This is a genomic window from Streptomyces sp. NPDC085866, assembly GCF_044541035.1.
Lineage (GTDB): Bacteria > Actinomycetota > Actinomycetes > Streptomycetales > Streptomycetaceae > Streptomyces.
On the sequence record NZ_JBITSQ010000005.1, the window covers coordinates 463,325 to 478,802 of the forward strand.

Genomic DNA, 15,478 nt, shown 5'->3' on the forward strand with positions numbered 1-15,478 from the left:
TGCTCGTCCCGGCTAGTGGTCGCGGTACACCGCCTGGACGGCCATCCGCCGCAGCCCCTCGGCCCAGTCGGCCCGTACCGTCCCGCGCAGCGCGTCCTCCGCCGCCGCCAGCCGGTCGGCGATCACCGACTCCACCCGGTCCCGGACCCCGGTCCGCAGCAGCAGGTCGTGCAGCTCGTCGGGGTCGGTCGCGGCCAGGTCGTCACCCACCAACTCCCTTACCTCCGGCACCGTCTGCAGTGCCAGCGACATCAGCAGCGTCATCTTGTGCTGCTTGAAGTCCAGCCGAGCCGGCTTCCCCGTGGCCGCCGAGCTGCCGAAGGCGTCCAGCAGGTCGTCGCGCAGCTGGAACGCCTCGCCCACCGCGAGCCCGTACGCCTCGAACGGCGCCACCAGCTCGTCCGCGCCGGCCAGTCGCGCACCCATGGCCAGCGGCCGGAAGACCGTGTACCGGCCGGACTTGAACAGCGCGATCCAGCTGGACAGCTCCGCGTCCGGGGCGAACTGGGCGGCGGCCCGCACATCCAGGAACTGACCGACCATCAACTCCGTGCACAGCTCGCCCCACACCGGCCGCACCCGCTCCGGGCAGCCCGCGAGCAGTCGCTCCGCGTACACCAGGGCGAGGTCGCCCGCCAGGACGGCCACGCTCTCGCCGTACCGGCGGGCCGTCCCGCGCCAGCCCCGCTCGGTGTGCAGGGCGGCATGGGCGACCTGCGCCGTCGAGGCGCCGCGGCGCAGCTCGGACTCGTCCATCACGTCGTCGTGCAGCAGCGCGAAGCTGTGCAGCAGCTCCAGCGCCGCGGCGACGTCCACGATCTCCTCACTGTCCGGGTCGCCACCGGCGGCCAGATAGCCGGCCACGCAGAACGCGGGGCGCAGCCGCTTGCCGCCGCTGCCGACCATGCGGGCGACACAGTCGACGAGTTCGACGGAATCCGGGTTGCGTGACTTCCACACCCGGCGTTCCTCGTCCAGGAAATTCCGCAGACGCAGCTCGACGCGGTTCAGCAACTCGTCCCGAGTCGCGATTGTTTCCATGAGTCCGGTGTCCGTGAATTCCTGGCTCACCGGCGGGGCGGTCGACATGTCAGCTCTCCTCGTGCCGCGGCAGCGATCGGACCGGGAACCAAGCGAATGACGCTGCCTCTTACTGTCCAATGACCCGGCCCATTCTTCCGGCGCGGACGCCGCGGTGAACGGCAGAGGCAGCTCCTCGTCCAGCCACCGTCCAGGTGGGACGAGGCGGCCGCACATAGTCTCCGACATGGCAAGCGGGCCGATCCATGTGAATCGAGCACGGTGGCGAAGAGCGCCCCGTCGTCGGTGTCCGCCGCATATCCCTGGGTGAATTGACGAGGAGTCATGGAGCGATCTCAGTCTTTTGTCGACGGTGCGCAGAAATTTCCTCTGACCGGCGCCCAGGCAGGGGTGTGGTTCGCGCAGCAGGTCGACCCGGACAGCCCGATATTCCGCGCGGCGGAATACCTGGAGATTCACGGCCCGGTCGATCCGCAGCTGTTCGAGCGGGCACTCGGGCGCCTTGTCGACGAGGCCGACGCGCTGCACGTGCGGTTCCTCGAGACCGACGAGGGCCCCCGGCAGACGGTCGGTCCGGCTCCCGAGTGGACCCTGCACGTCATCGACGTGTCCGCCTCCGCCGACCCCCGGCGGGCCGCCGAGGAGTGGATGGGCCGCGACCTGCGCCGCCGCATCGACCTCACCCGCTCCCCGCTGTTCACCCAGGCCCTGTTCCGGGCCGGCGAGGACCGGTGGTTCTGGTACCACGCCTATCACCACATCCTCCTCGACGGTGTCGGCGCCTCCCTCCTGGTCCGGCGGGCCGCGCACCTGTACACGGCCCTGGCCGGGAGCACCGAAGCCGAGCCGTCGCCGTTCGCCTCGGTGCGTGCCCTGCTCGCCGACGACGCCGCCTACCGCGCCTCCGCCGCGTTCGACGAGGACCGCGCCCACTGGAACGACCGCTTCGCCGACCGCCCCGAACCGGTGGCTCTCTCCGCCCGCCCCCTCAAGCCGACGGCCGAGTTCGTCCGCCGTACCGCCCTGCTGCCCGAGGACGTCCAGGGTGAACTGACCGCGGCGGCCGAGCGGATCGGGGTCGCCCGCTCCCGGATCGTCGTCGCCGCGACCATGGCCTACCTGCACCGCCTGACCGGGCTCACCGACGTCGTCGCCGGTCTGCCGGTCACCGCGCGCACCCACGACGAGGCCCGCCGGGCGCCCGGCATGGTCGCCAACGTGCTGCCGCTGCGGGTGGCCGTCGACTCCGCCACCACCGTCGGCGAACTGCTCGACCGCACCCGGACCGCCCTGCGCGAACTGGTGCCGCACCAGCGGTACCGCGGCGAGGACCTGCGTCGCGACCTCGGCCTCGGCCACGAGCACCGGCGCTTCTTCGGGCCGCTGCTCAACGTCGTCCCGTTCTCCTACGACATCCGCTTCGCCGGCCACCGCGCGGACGCCCGCAACATGTCGTTGCGCCTCATCGAGGACCTCGCGATCTCGGTGTACGACCGCTCCGACGACAGCGCGATCCGCGTCGACTTCGACGTCCACCCCGAGCTGTACGACGCCGCGGAACTCGCCGCCCACCAGGACCGCTACGTCGGCTTCCTGGGCCGTATGGCCCGCGCCCTGGAGCACCCCGCCACCCCCGTCGGCCGCCTCGGCTTCCTCGACGACGCCGAACGCGCCCTCGTAGTACCCGCCGTCGAGCCGGTCACCGCCGACCCCACGGCCACCTTCCCCGCCCTGTTCGAGCGGACCGCCGCCCGCTTCCCCGACGCCCCGGCCGTCCGCTTCGGCGACACGGTGCTCACCTACGCCGAACTCGGCCGGCGGGCCAACCAGCTGGCCCGGCACCTGACCGCCCGCGGCATCGGCCCCGAGGACCGGGTCGCCCTGCTGCTGCCCCGCTCCGCCGATCTCGTCGTGGCCGTGCTCGGCGTACTCAAGGCCGGCGCCTCCTTCCTGCCGCTCGACCCCGCCTATCCACGGGCCCGTATCGACCACGTCCTCGGCGACGCCCTGCCGGCCTGCCTGCTGGCCCACTCCACCACCGCACCGCTCGCCGCCGAGGCCGCCGGGGCCGTGCCGCTGCTCGTGCTGGACGACCCCGCGGTGGCGGCCGCCCTTGCCGAGCGGCCGGGCGGCGATCTCGCGGACGCCGAGCGCACCGCCACGCTCACCGTGGACCACCCCGCCTACGTCATCTACACCTCCGGTTCCACCGGCCGGCCCAAGGGCGTCGTGGTCACCCACCGCGGCGTCCCGCACCTCGCCGACACCTTCGTCGGACACATGCGGGTACGGCCCGACAGTCGCGTGCTGCAGTTCGCCTCGCTGGGCTTCGACGCGATGGTCCCGGAGCTGTGCATGGGACTGCTGGCCGGCGCGTCCTTCGTGCTGGCGCCCGCCGAGCACCTGATGCCGGGCGAGGCGCTGGCCGCGTTCACCCGCGCGGCCGGTGTCACCCACGCGATCCTGCCGCCGTCCTCGCTCGCCGTCATGGACCCCGCCGGTGACCTGCCCGCCGACCTGACCATCCTGGTCGCCGGCGAGGCATGCTCCGGCGACCTCGCCGAGCGCTGGTCGGCCGGACGGCTCTTCCTCAACGGCTACGGCCCCACCGAGACCACCGTCTGCGCCACCATCAGCGAACCCCTCTCCGGCCCCGGCGAGCCCGCGATCGGCCGCGCCGTCACCGGCAGCCGCGTCTATGTCCTGGACGCCGCCCTGCAGCCGGTGCCGCCCGGCGTGACCGGCGAACTGTACGTGGCGGGCGCCTCCCTGGCCCGGGGCTACCTCGGCCGGCCGGCGCTCACCGGCGAGCGCTTCGTCGCCGACCCGCACGGTGTTCCCGGCGAGCGGATGTACCGCACCGGCGACCTGGTGCGGCAACGCCCCGACGGCACCCTGGAGTTCGTCGGCCGGGCCGACGAGCAGGTCAAGATCCGCGGCTACCGGGTCGAGCCCGGCGAGGCCGAGGCCGCCCTGCGCGAGCTGGACCCGGTCGCCCAGGCCGCGGTGGCGGTGCGCACCGACCCGACCGGCGGGCCCGCCCTGGCCGGCTACGTCGTGCCCGCCGACGGCCGCGCCCTCGACCTCGCCGCCGTGCGCGGCGCCCTGGCCGACCGTCTCCCCGGCTACCTGGTGCCCGCCACGCTCACGGTCCTCGACGCCATCCCCGTCACCCCCAACGGAAAGACCGACCGCAAGGCCCTGCCCGACCCGGGCGCCGGGACCGGCGGCGCGCCCGCCACGCCGTACGCCCCGCCGCGCACCCCGCGCGAGGAGCGCCTGTGCGCTCTGTTCGCCGAGGCACTCGGCACCCCGCGGGTCGGACTCGACGACGACTTCTTCGCCCTGGGCGGCCACTCCCTGCTCGCCGCCCGCCTCACCCCACGCATCCGGGCCGAGCTCGGTGTCGAGTGCGGGGTGGAGGCCGTCTTCAAGGCGCCCACCGTGCGCCGTCTGGCCGAGCGGCTCGCCGACGCCCCGCCCGCCCGTCCCGCGCTGACGCCGGTGGAGCACGACGGCGACCCCGAACTCTCACCCGCACAGCGCCGGTTGTGGTTCCTGCACCGCCTGGAAGGCCCCAGCAGCGCGTACCACATCCCGCTCGTCCTGACCCTCGACGGCGACCTGGACACCGAGGCGCTCACGGCCGCCCTCACCGACCTCACCGACCGGCACGAGGTGCTGCGGACGGTCTACCCCGACCGCGACGGCACCCCCCGCCAGCACATCACGCCGCCCGGCGACGGACCCGCCCTGCGGCGCCGGGCCGCGGCCACGGCCGAACTGCCCGCCCTGCTGGCCGAGGAGAGCGCACGCCCCTTCGACCTCGGCGCCGAGACCCCGCTGCGCGTCACCCTGTTCACCCTCGCCCCGCAGCAGCACGTCCTGCTGCTCCTGCTGCACCACATCGCCGCCGACGGCGAGTCCGTCGCGCCCCTGCTCGACGACCTGCTCACCGCCTACGCGGCCCGCACCCGGGGCCGTACGCCCGAACTCGCCCCGCTCCCCGTGAGCTACGCCGACTACGCCGTGTGGCAGCGGCGGCTGCTGGGCGACGAGGACGCGCCGTCCCCGGCGGCCGTGCGTCAGCTCGCCTACTGGCAGGACCGGCTGGCGGGCCTGCCCGACCACCTCGACCTGCCCTTCGACCGGCTCCCCGCGGCCACCGCGAGCGCGCCCGGGGCCCGCACCCTGACCACGCGTCTGGACGCGGACACGCACGCCCGCGTCGCCGCGCTGGCCCGCTCCGCCGGCGCCAGCCCCTTCATGGTGCTCCAGGCCGCGCTGTCCGCCCTGCTCGCCCGCCTCGGCGCCGGGGACGACATCGTGCTCGGCGCCCCCGTCGCCGGCCGCGACGACGAGGCGCTGCACCCGCTCGTCGGCTTCTTCAACAACACGCTGGTGCTGCGCACCGACACCGCCGGCAACCCCTCCTTCACCGAACTGCTCGCCCGGGTACGGGAGGGCGACCTCGCGGCCTTCGCCCACCAGGACCTGCCGTTCGAGCGCCTGGTGGAGGCCCTGAACCCGGTGCGGTCCGCCTCCCGGCACCCGCTGTTCCAGGTGATGCTGTCCATGGACGGCGCGCGCCGCCCGCTGCCCGCACCGTCCGGTCTGCGGCTGGGACTCATGGACGTGCCGAACACCACGGCCAAGTTCGACCTGTCCTTCAACGTCCGTGAGGAGCACGCCTCTTCCGGCGCGCCCGACGGGATCCTCGTCGCCCTGGAGTACCGCACCGACGCCTTCGAGGCGGGCACCGTCCAGGACCTCCTGGACCGTTTCGCCCGGCTGCTCACCGCGGTCGCGGGCGACCCGGAGCTGCGCGTCGGTGACGTACCGCTGCTCACCGACGAGGAACTGCGCCGGGAACTGGTGGAGTTCAACGCCACGGCGGCCGGCGAGTCCCTGACGGACGTGGTGCGCCGGGTGCGGGAGACGGCCGCGCGGCGGCCGGACGCGGTCGCGGTGTCGGACGACGACGGCGAGGTGACGTACGCCGAACTGGTCGACCTGCTGGACCGGATCGCCGCCCGGGTCGGCGCTCTGCCCGCCGGGCCGGAGCCGGTGGTGGCCGTGCTCGCGGAGCGCGGTCGCTGGGCCGTGGCCGCGCTGCTGGGCATCCTCGCCGCGGGCGCCGTGTACCTGCCGCTGGACACCCGCTCACCGGTGGCCCGCTCCGCCGAGCTGGTGGCCGACGCCGGGGCGCGGCTGGTGCTGGCCGGACCCGGGCTGACCGGTCCGGCGGCCGGCCTCGGCACGGACGTGGTGGCCCTGGACGGCGACCTGACCGCCGGGACGCCCGGCGCCGTCCCGGCCGTCCCGGACCGGCTGGCGTACGTGCTGTTCACGTCCGGTTCCACCGGCCGGCCCAAGGGCGCGATGGTGCACCACCGGGGAATGAACAACCACCTGCTGGCCAAGATCGAGGACCTCGACCTCGACGCCCGCGACGCCGTGGTACAGAACGCGCCGCTGACCTTCGACGTCTCCGTCTGGCAGATGCTCACGCCGCTGGTGGTCGGTGGCCGTGTGGTGGCCGTCGGCCAGGAACTGGCCGTGGACGCCGTCGGCCTGTTCCGGATGGCCGGGCGGGACGCGGTGACCGTGCTGGAGGTCGTGCCGTCGCTGCTGCGGGCCGCGCTGGACGCCTGGGACGAGGGTGCCGAGCTGCCCGAACTGCCGGCGCTGCGCCGGCTCGTCGTCACCGGCGAGGACCTGCCGGCCGAGCTGTGCCGCCGCTGGTTCGCGCGCTTCCCGGCGGTGCCGGTGGTCAACGCCTACGGCCCCACCGAGTGCTCGGACGACGTCACGCACGCCGTGATCACCGCCGCTTCGGCCGGATCCGAGCGGGTGAGCGCCCCGATCGGGCGGGCCGTGCGCAACACCTCCCTGTACGTGCTGGACGACCGGCTGCGGCCGGTGCCCGCCGGTGTACCCGGCGACCTGTACGTCGCCGGCACCGGGGTCGGGCGCGGCTACCTGGGCGACCCGGCGCGCACCGCGGGCGTGTTCGTGGCGGACCCCTTCGCGGCGGACGGGACCCGGCTGTACCGGACCGGGGACCGCGTACGCCGCCTGCCCGACGGGCAGTTGGAGTTCCTGGGCCGCCGGGACGCGCAGGTGAAGATCCGCGGACAGCGGGTCGAGCCGGGCGAGATCGAGGCCCGGCTGCGCGAGGTGCCGGGCGTCACCGACGCGGCTGCCACGGTCGTCGACGGCCGGCTGGTGGCCCACCTGGTCGGCGGTGCCGACTTCGAGGCGGTGCGGGAGGCGGTCTCCCGCGTGCTGCCGGAGCACATGGTCCCCACCGCCTGGACGGCGCTCGAGTCGATGCCGCTGACCGCGAACGGCAAGGTGGACCGCAAGGCGCTGCCCGTACCCGACCTGACCCGCACGGTCGGCCGGGCGCCCGCCACGGCGCAGGAGGAGATCCTGTGCGGGATCTTCGCCGAACTCCTCGGCGTGGACCGGGTCGGCGCCGACGACGACTTCTTCCAGCTCGGCGGCCACTCCCTGCTGGCCACCCGCCTGGTGGCGCGGGTCCGTTCGGCGCTGGACGCGGACGTCTCCGTCGCCACCGTCTTCCGCAATCCCAGCCCCGCGGGCCTCGCGGCCGCGCTCGGCCTGCGCCCGCCGGCGCGCGCGGTCCTCGCCCCGCGGCCCCGCCCCGAGGTGCTGCCGCTCTCGCCCGCCCAGCGCGGCCTGTGGTTCATCAACAGGCTCGACCCCGCCGACGCCTCCTACAACATCCCGCTGGTCGTCCGGCTCACCGGCGCCCTCGACCGGCGGGCCCTGGAAGCGGCCCTGGCCGCCCTGGTGGCCCGGCACGAGACCCTGCGCACCGTCTTCCCGGAGTCCGAGGGCACCCCGCGTCAGGTCGTGCTGCCGGCCGACCAGGCACGCCCCCGCCTGGACGTCGTCGACGCCGCCGGCCGGGACGAGACACCCCTGATCGCCGCCGTCACCGGCCGGGGCTTCGACCTGGCCACCGAACCGCCGGTGCGCGCCGCACTGCTGGAGCGCGGTCTTGAGGAGCACGTCCTGGTTCTGGTCGTGCACCACATCGCCAGTGACGGCTGGTCGACCGCGCCGCTGCTGCGCGACCTGTCCGCCGCCTACCGTGCCGCGCTCGACGGCCGCACCCCCGACTGGGCCCCGCTGCCCGTCCAGTACGCCGACCACGCGCTGCGCCTGCGGGAGCGGCTGGGCGGCGAGGACGACGCCGACAGCGTGCTGTCCCGTCAACTCGCCCACTGGCAGGGCGTCCTGGCGGACCTGCCGGAGGAACTGACGCTGCCCACCGACCGGCCCCGGCCGCGCGAGAGCGGCCACGCCGGCGGCCTCGTCCCCTTCGAGATCGGCGCCGGCACCCACCGGGCCGTCCTGCGCACGGCCCGCGAGCACGGCGTCACGCCGTTCATGGTGCTGCACGCCACGCTCGCCGCCCTGCTCACCCGCGTCGGAGCGGGCGAGGACATCGTCATCGGCGGCTCGGTCTTCGGCCGGGACGACGACACGCTCCGCGACCTGGTCGGGTTCTTCGTCAATTCCTTGGTGCTGCGCACCGACACCTCCGGCGACCCGACGTTCGGCGAACTGCTCGCCCGGGTGCGGCGCGCCGACATCGACGCCTTCGACCACCAGGACCTGCCCTTCGAGCGGCTGGTGGAGGCGCTCAACCCGGCACGCTCGGCCGGCCGGCATCCGCTGTTCCAGACCAAGCTGGTCCTGCAGAACCTCGGGCGTCCGGCGGCCGACCTGCCGGGACTCACCGCCGAGTTCGTCCAGCAGGACCCCGATCTGGCCAAGTTCGACCTGCTGTTCAGCGTCGCCGAACGGTTCACCGAGCAGGGCGAGCCGGACGGGATCACCGCCGCGGCCGGCTACTGCGCCGACCTGTTCGACGAGGCCACCGTCGCGTCTCTGACCACCCGCTTCGTACGGCTCCTCGAGGCGGCCCTGGCCGACCCCGCCCGGCGCCTCACCGAGCTGGAGATCGTCTCCGCCGCCGAGCGGGACGAGGTCCTGCGGCGGCGCAACGACACCGCGGCGGAGGTCTCCCGGCACACCCTCGCGCAGCTCTTCGCCCGGCAGGCGGCCCGCTCGCCCGAGGCGCCCGCCGTGGTCTGCGGCCCGCGGGAACTCACGTACGCACAGCTCGACCAGGACGCCGACCGGCTGGCCCGGCTGCTGCTGGCCCATGGAGCGGGCGCGGGGTCCGTGGTGGCGCTCGCGGTGCCGCGCTCGGCCGAGGCGGTCGTCGCGATGCTCGCGGCAGGGAAGGCCGGAGCCGCCTACCTGCCGCTCGACCCCGACCAGCCCGGCGACCGCGTCCGCACCCTCCTCGACGACGCCCGCCCGGCGCTGCTGCTGACCACCCGGGCCGCCGTGGAGACGGCCCCGCACCTCGCCGAGCGGCCCGGCGCCACCGTCGTCCTGGACGACCCGGACACCGAGGCGGCCCTCGCCCGGCTGGCCGCCGGACCGCTCTCCGACACCGAGCGCGGCGCCCCGCTCACCCCGGACGACGCCGCGTACGTCGTCTACACCTCGGGCTCCACCGGCACCCCCAAGGGCGTGGTGGTCGAGCAGCGCGCGATCGCCGAGTACGCCACGTACTGCGCCGCCCGCTACCCGGGTCTGGCCGGCCGCACCCTGCTGCACTCGCCGCTCTCCTTCGACCTGGGCCTGACCGGCCTGTACGGCACCCTCCTGGCCGGTGGCTGCCTGTACGTCGCGGACCTGGACGAGCGGCTGCGGGTGCCGGGAGGTCTCACCTTCGCCAAGGTGACGCCCAGTCATCTGCCGATGCTGCTGGAGCTGCCCGGGGCCTGCTCGCCGACCGCCCAGCTCGTCATCGGAGGCGAGGCGCTGCACGCCGAGCAGCTCGCCGCCTGGCGCGAGCGCCACCCCGCTGTCGAGGTCGTCAACCACTACGGCCCCACCGAGACCACGGTCGGCTGCCTGGACCACCCCGTTCCGGCGGGCGCCGCGCTCCCGGCCGGACCGGTGCCGCTCGGCCGGCCCATGACCAACACCCGGGTCTACGTCCTCGACGCCCGGCTCAACCCCGTGCCGGACGGCGTCACCGGTGACCTGTACGTGGCCGGCACCGGCGTGGCCCGCGGCTACCTCGGCCGCCCCGCCCTGACCGGCGAGCGGTTCGTGGCCGACCCGTTCGGCCCGGCCGGGTCCCGGATGTACCGCACCGGCGACCGGGTCCGCTGGAGCCGTGACGGACTCCTGACGTACGTCGGCCGCGCCGACCACCAGGTCAAGGTGCGCGGCTACCGCATCGAACCGGGCGAGGTCGAGGCGCGGTTGCTGACCGCGCCCGGGGTGACCCAGGCCGTCTGCCTGGTCCGCGAGGACCAGCCGGGCGACCGGCGGCTGGTCGCCTACGTCGCCGCCGAGGCCGGCCCCGGCGCCGCCGAGGGGCTGCGGTCGCACGCGGCCGCGGCGCTGCCCGCGTACCTGGTGCCGTCCGCCGTGGTGGTCCTGGACCGGCTGCCCCTGACGGCCAACGGCAAGGTCGACCGCGCCGCGCTGCCCGACCCCGCCGCCCCGTCCGGGCCGGTCACACGGGCTCCGCGCACGCCGGAGGAGGAGATCCTCTGCGGTCTGTTCGCCGACATCCTGGGCACCGGACCGGTCGGCATCGACGACGACTTCTTCGCCCTGGGCGGCCACTCGCTGCTCGCGATGCGCCTGCTCAGCCGGATCGCCACCACCCTGGGCGCCCGGATCGGCATCAAGGCGCTGTTCGACGACCCCACCGTCGCGGGCATCGCCGCCCGGCTCGGCTCGGCCCAGGACACCCGCCCGCCGCTGGTCCCCGCCGAGCGCCCCGAGCGCGTCGCCCTGTCCTACGCCCAGCGCCGCCTGTGGTTCCTCAACCGGCTGGAGGGCGCCGACGACGCCACCTACAACGTCCCGCTGGTGCTGGGCATCGACGGCGACCTCGACCGGGCGGCGCTGCGGGAGGCGCTGCGCGACGTCGTCACCCGGCACGAGAGCCTGCGCACGGTCTTCCCCGAGCGGGGCGGTGTGCCCTGGCAGCGGGTCCTCGGACCGGTCGAGGGCGCGCCCGTGCTGGAGGAGACCGAGACCGGGCCCGACGGCCTGGCCGACACCGTCCGGCAGACCGTCACCCGCGGCTTCGACCTGGTCTGCGAACCCCCGCTGCGCGCCCGGCTGCTGACCGGCGGCGACGAGACCGTACTCGTCCTGGTCATGCACCACATCGCCACCGACGGCTGGTCCATCGGCCCGTTCCTGCGCGACCTCGGCCACGCCTACGGCGCCCGGGTCCGCGGTGCCGCGCCCGCCTGGCGTCCGCTGCCGGTGCAGTACGCCGACTACGCGCTGTGGCAGCAGCGGGTCATGGGTGACCCGCAGGACCCGGACAGTCCGCTGGCCCGGCAGCTGGCGTACTGGACCGAGGCCCTCGCCGGGCTGCCGGAAGAGCTGGACCTGCCCACCGACCGACCGCGCCCGGAGGCCGCCGGCTACCACGGCGCGAACGTGCCCCTCGCCCTGGACGCCACGGCGCACACCGCGCTCGTCGCCCTGGCCGCGAAGAGCGGGGTCAGCGTCTTCATGGTGCTCCAGGCCGCCCTGGCCACGCTGCTGACCCGGCTCGGCGCCGGCACCGACATCCCGCTCGGCACCCCGATCGCGGGCCGTACCGACGACGCCCTCGACGACCTGGTCGGCTTCTTCGTCAACACCCTGGTGCTGCGCACGGACACCTCCGGCGACCCGACCTTCCGGGAGCTGCTGGCCCGGGTCCGGGAGACCGACCTGGCCGCCTACACCCATCAGGACCTGCCGTTCGAGCGCCTGGTGGAGGAGATCAACCCGGCGCGCTCGCTGGCCCGGCACCCCCTGTTCCAGGTGATGCTGGTGCTGCACAACGCGATCAGCGACCGGCCCCACGCCGAACTGGACGGCCTGCCGGTGCGGGTGGAGTCCGCCGAGGCCCCCGTGGCCAAGTTCGACCTCTCCGTCAGCCTGTGGGAGCGGCACACCGACGACGGCCGGCCCGACGGCATCGCCGGGCAGATCGAGTACGCCACGGACCTCTTCGACGCCGCCACCGCCGAGGCGCTCGCGGCCCGGCTGACCCGGCTGCTCACCGCCGCCGTCGCCGCGCCCGACCGCAGCATCGGCGACCTGCCGGTGCTGGCCGAGGACGAGCTGCGCACGCTGCTCACCGACCGCAACGACACCGCGGTGGCCCGCCCCGAGGCCGCCCTGCCCGAGCTGTTCGCCGAGCGGGCCGCCCAGGCTCCCGATGCCCCGGCCGTGGAGAGCGCGGACCTGACCCTCACCTACGCCCAGCTGGACGCCCGCGCCGAGGCCCTCGCCGACGCGCTGGCCGAGCGGGGTGTGGGCACCGAGGACCGGGTGGCGCTGCTGCTCGGCGGACGCGTCGACCACGTCGTGGCCGCGCTGGCGGTGGCGAAGGCGGGCGCGGTGTACGTACCGCTGGACGGGCGCAGCCCCGAGGCCCGCCTGCGGCACATCCTGGCGGACACCGCCGCCGCGGCCGTCGTCACCGACCGCGCCACCGCCCCGCTCGTCCCACAGGGCGCGGCCCCGCTGGTCCTCGTCGACGACCCCGCGCTCCGGTCCCGGCCGCCGGCGGCCCGCCCGCGGCCCGCCGTCCGCCCCGACGCGCTCGCCTACATCATGTACACGTCCGGCTCGACCGGAGAGCCCAAGGGCGTCGCGGTCACCCACCGCGGGGTCGCCGGACTGGCCCGGGACCGGTACTGGGGCCACGGCCCCGAGGACCGCGTCCTGTTCCACTCGCCGACCACCTTCGACGCCTCGACGTACGAACTGTGGGGCCCGCTCCTGAGCGGCGGCCGGATCGTCGTCTGCGACGCGGAGGCCACCGATATCGCGGCCCTCGCCCGCACCATGACCGACCACCGGGTCACCGTCGGCCTGTTCAGCGAAGGCCTGTTCCGGCTGCTCGCCGAGCACCACGCGGACAGCTTCCGGCACCTGCGCGACATCTGCGTCGGCGGCGACACCCCGGCCGCGACGAGCGTCCGCCAGGTCCTCGCCCACGCCCCGGACGCCCGCATCACCAACAGCTACGGACCCACCGAGTCCACGCTGTGCGTGGTCCACCACACCCTCACGCGGCGGGACCTGGAGCGTGGCGCGGTCCCCATCGGCCGCCCGCTGGACAACACCCGCGTCTACGTCCTCGACGACCGCCTGTGTCCCGTACCGGACGGCGTCGTCGGCGAACTCCACGTCGCCGGGGAGGGCCTGGCCCGGGGCTACACGGGCCGCGCGGCCCTGACCGCCGAGCGGTTCGTCGCCGACCCGTACGGCCCGGCCGGCTCCCGGATGTACCGCACCGGCGACCGCGTCCGCTGGAGTGCCGACGGGGAGCTGGAGTTCGTCGGCCGCGTCGACGACCAGGTCAAGGTGCGCGGCTTCCGCATCGAACCCCGTGAGGTGGAGAACGCGGTCGCCTCCTTCCCCGGCACCGCCCACACCTTCGTGACCGTCCGCGAGGACCGGCCCGGCGACCGGCGGCTCGTCGCCTACGTCGTACCGGCCGACATGGACGTCACCGCGATGCGCCGGCATGTGACCGGGCTGCTGCCCGACTACATGGTCCCCGACGCCTTCGTCACGCTGGACGCCCTGCCGCTGAACGCCAACGGCAAGCTCGACCGCGCGGCCCTGCCCGCACCGGAGCGCTCCGCCACCGGCGGCCGGGCACCGAGCGACGCCCGCGAGCGGCTGCTGTGCACGCTCTTCGCCGACCTGCTCGGCGTCGCCGACGTCACCGCCGACGACAACTTCTTCACCCTGGGCGGCGACAGCATCGTCTCGATCCAGCTGGTCAGCCGCGCCCGCCAGGCCGGCCTGGCCCTCACCCCCAGGGACGTCTTCCAGCACCAGACGGTCGCGGCCCTCGCCCGGGCGGCCGCCGAAGCGGGCGACCAGGCGGCCGACGACGGCACGGGACAGGTGCCGGCCACCCCGATCATGGAGTGGCTGCGCGAACTCGGCGGCCCGATCGAGGGCTTCAACCAGTCCGTGCTGCTCCGGGTCCCGGCGGGCCTGACCGAGCACACCCTGACCGAGGCGGTCCAGGCGCTGCTGGAACGGCACGACGCCCTGCGCGGACGCCTCGACCGCGCCGAGCCCGGCCCCTGGCGGCTGGAGATCCCCGCCGCCGAGACCGCCGACGCCACCCGCCAGGTCCGCCGCGTCGACGTCTCGGGCGTACCGGAGACGGACCTCGAGCCACTGCTGACCCGCGAGGCCGAGGAGACCCGCCGCTCGCTCGACCCCGACAAGGGCGACATGCTGCGCGCCGTCTGGTTCGACGCCGGCGCCGAGCGCCCCGGGCGCCTGCTGCTGATGGCCCATCACCTGGTCGTCGACGGAGTGTCCTGGCGCATCCTGGCCCCCGACCTGATGGACGCGTGGCTCGACCGTGACCGCGAGCTCCCGCCGGTGGCCACCTCGCTGCGCACCTGGGCGTACCGGCTCGCCGAACGGGCCGTCTCCCCGGCGGCCGAGGACCAACTCGCCCTGTGGGAGGGCCTCACGGCCGCCCCCGACCCGAGGCTGACCGTCGAGCCGCTGGACCCGGCCGAGCACACCAAGGGCACCGCCCGGCACCACACCGCCGAGCTGCCGCCCGAGCGCACCGAGGCCCTGCTCACGACCGGAGCCGAGGAGGCCCTGCTCACCGGGTTCGCGCTGGCCCTCGCCGAGTGGCGGCGGCGGCGCGGCACCGGCGGCGGCAGCCCCGTCCTGATCCACCGCGAGGGCCACGGCCGTGACGGCGACGACACCGCCGACCTGACGCGCACGGTCGGCTGGTTCACCGCCATGCACCCGCTGCGCCTCGACCCCGGCGTCCGCTGGCACGAGACGGCGGACCCCGACGCCCTCGCCGGAGCGCTCGCCCGGGTCGCGGAGCAGCTGCGGGCCCTGCCCGACAAGGGCACCGGCTACGGCCTGCTGCGCCACCTCAACCCGAGGACCGCGCCGCTGCTCGCCGCGGGACATGCCCCGCAGATCGCCTTCAACTATCTGGGCCGGCTCCGCACCGGCGGCGACGGCCCCACCACCTGGGGCGCGGCACCCGAGCGGGTGACCGTGGCGCCCACCGACCCCGGCATGCCGTTCGCGCACGCCCTGGAGCTGAACGCGATCGTCCACGACGGCCCTGACGGCCCGCGGCTGAAGGCCACCTGGTCCTGGCCCGGCGCGCTGTTCGACGAGCCGGAGATCGCGGCCCTGACCGACCTGTGGTGGGAGGCGCTGGACGCGCTGACCGGGGCGACACCCGGCGCGGACGCCGACCCCGCCACCCCCTCCGACCTCTCCCTGGTGGACCTCCTCCAGGACGAGATCGACGAGCTCGAGTCCGACTGGAGGCAGTGAA

General features: G+C 75.1%; 2 protein-coding genes. One reads left to right on the top strand and one right to left on the bottom strand.

From position 1 onward, the window contains the following. Nucleotides 1–12: 12 nt before the first annotated feature. Nucleotides 13–1,089 carry a polyprenyl synthetase family protein gene (locus tag ACIF83_RS15205; protein ID WP_398137531.1) on the bottom strand — a complete coding sequence of 359 codons (1,077 nt, stop codon included), beginning with the start codon at nucleotides 1,087–1,089 and terminating at the stop codon, nucleotides 13–15. Between the two features lie 276 nt (nucleotides 1,090–1,365). On the opposite strand from ACIF83_RS15205, the gene ACIF83_RS15210 reads away from it, so the two are divergent. Continuing rightward, nucleotides 1,366–15,477, top strand: a complete 14,112-nt coding sequence (locus tag ACIF83_RS15210) for an amino acid adenylation domain-containing protein (RefSeq protein ID WP_399726986.1) — start codon at nucleotides 1,366–1,368, stop codon at nucleotides 15,475–15,477. The last annotated feature ends 1 nt before the right edge of the window (nucleotide 15,478 follow it).

Excerpts from the sequence above, each read along its gene's own strand:
- ACIF83_RS15205 (WP_398137531.1), bottom strand. The coding sequence starts at position 1,089 with ATGTCGACCGCCCCGCCGGTGAGCCAGGAATTCACGGACACCGGACTC.
- ACIF83_RS15210 (WP_399726986.1), top strand. The coding sequence starts at position 1,366 with ATGGAGCGATCTCAGTCTTTTGTCGACGGTGCGCAGAAATTTCCTCTG.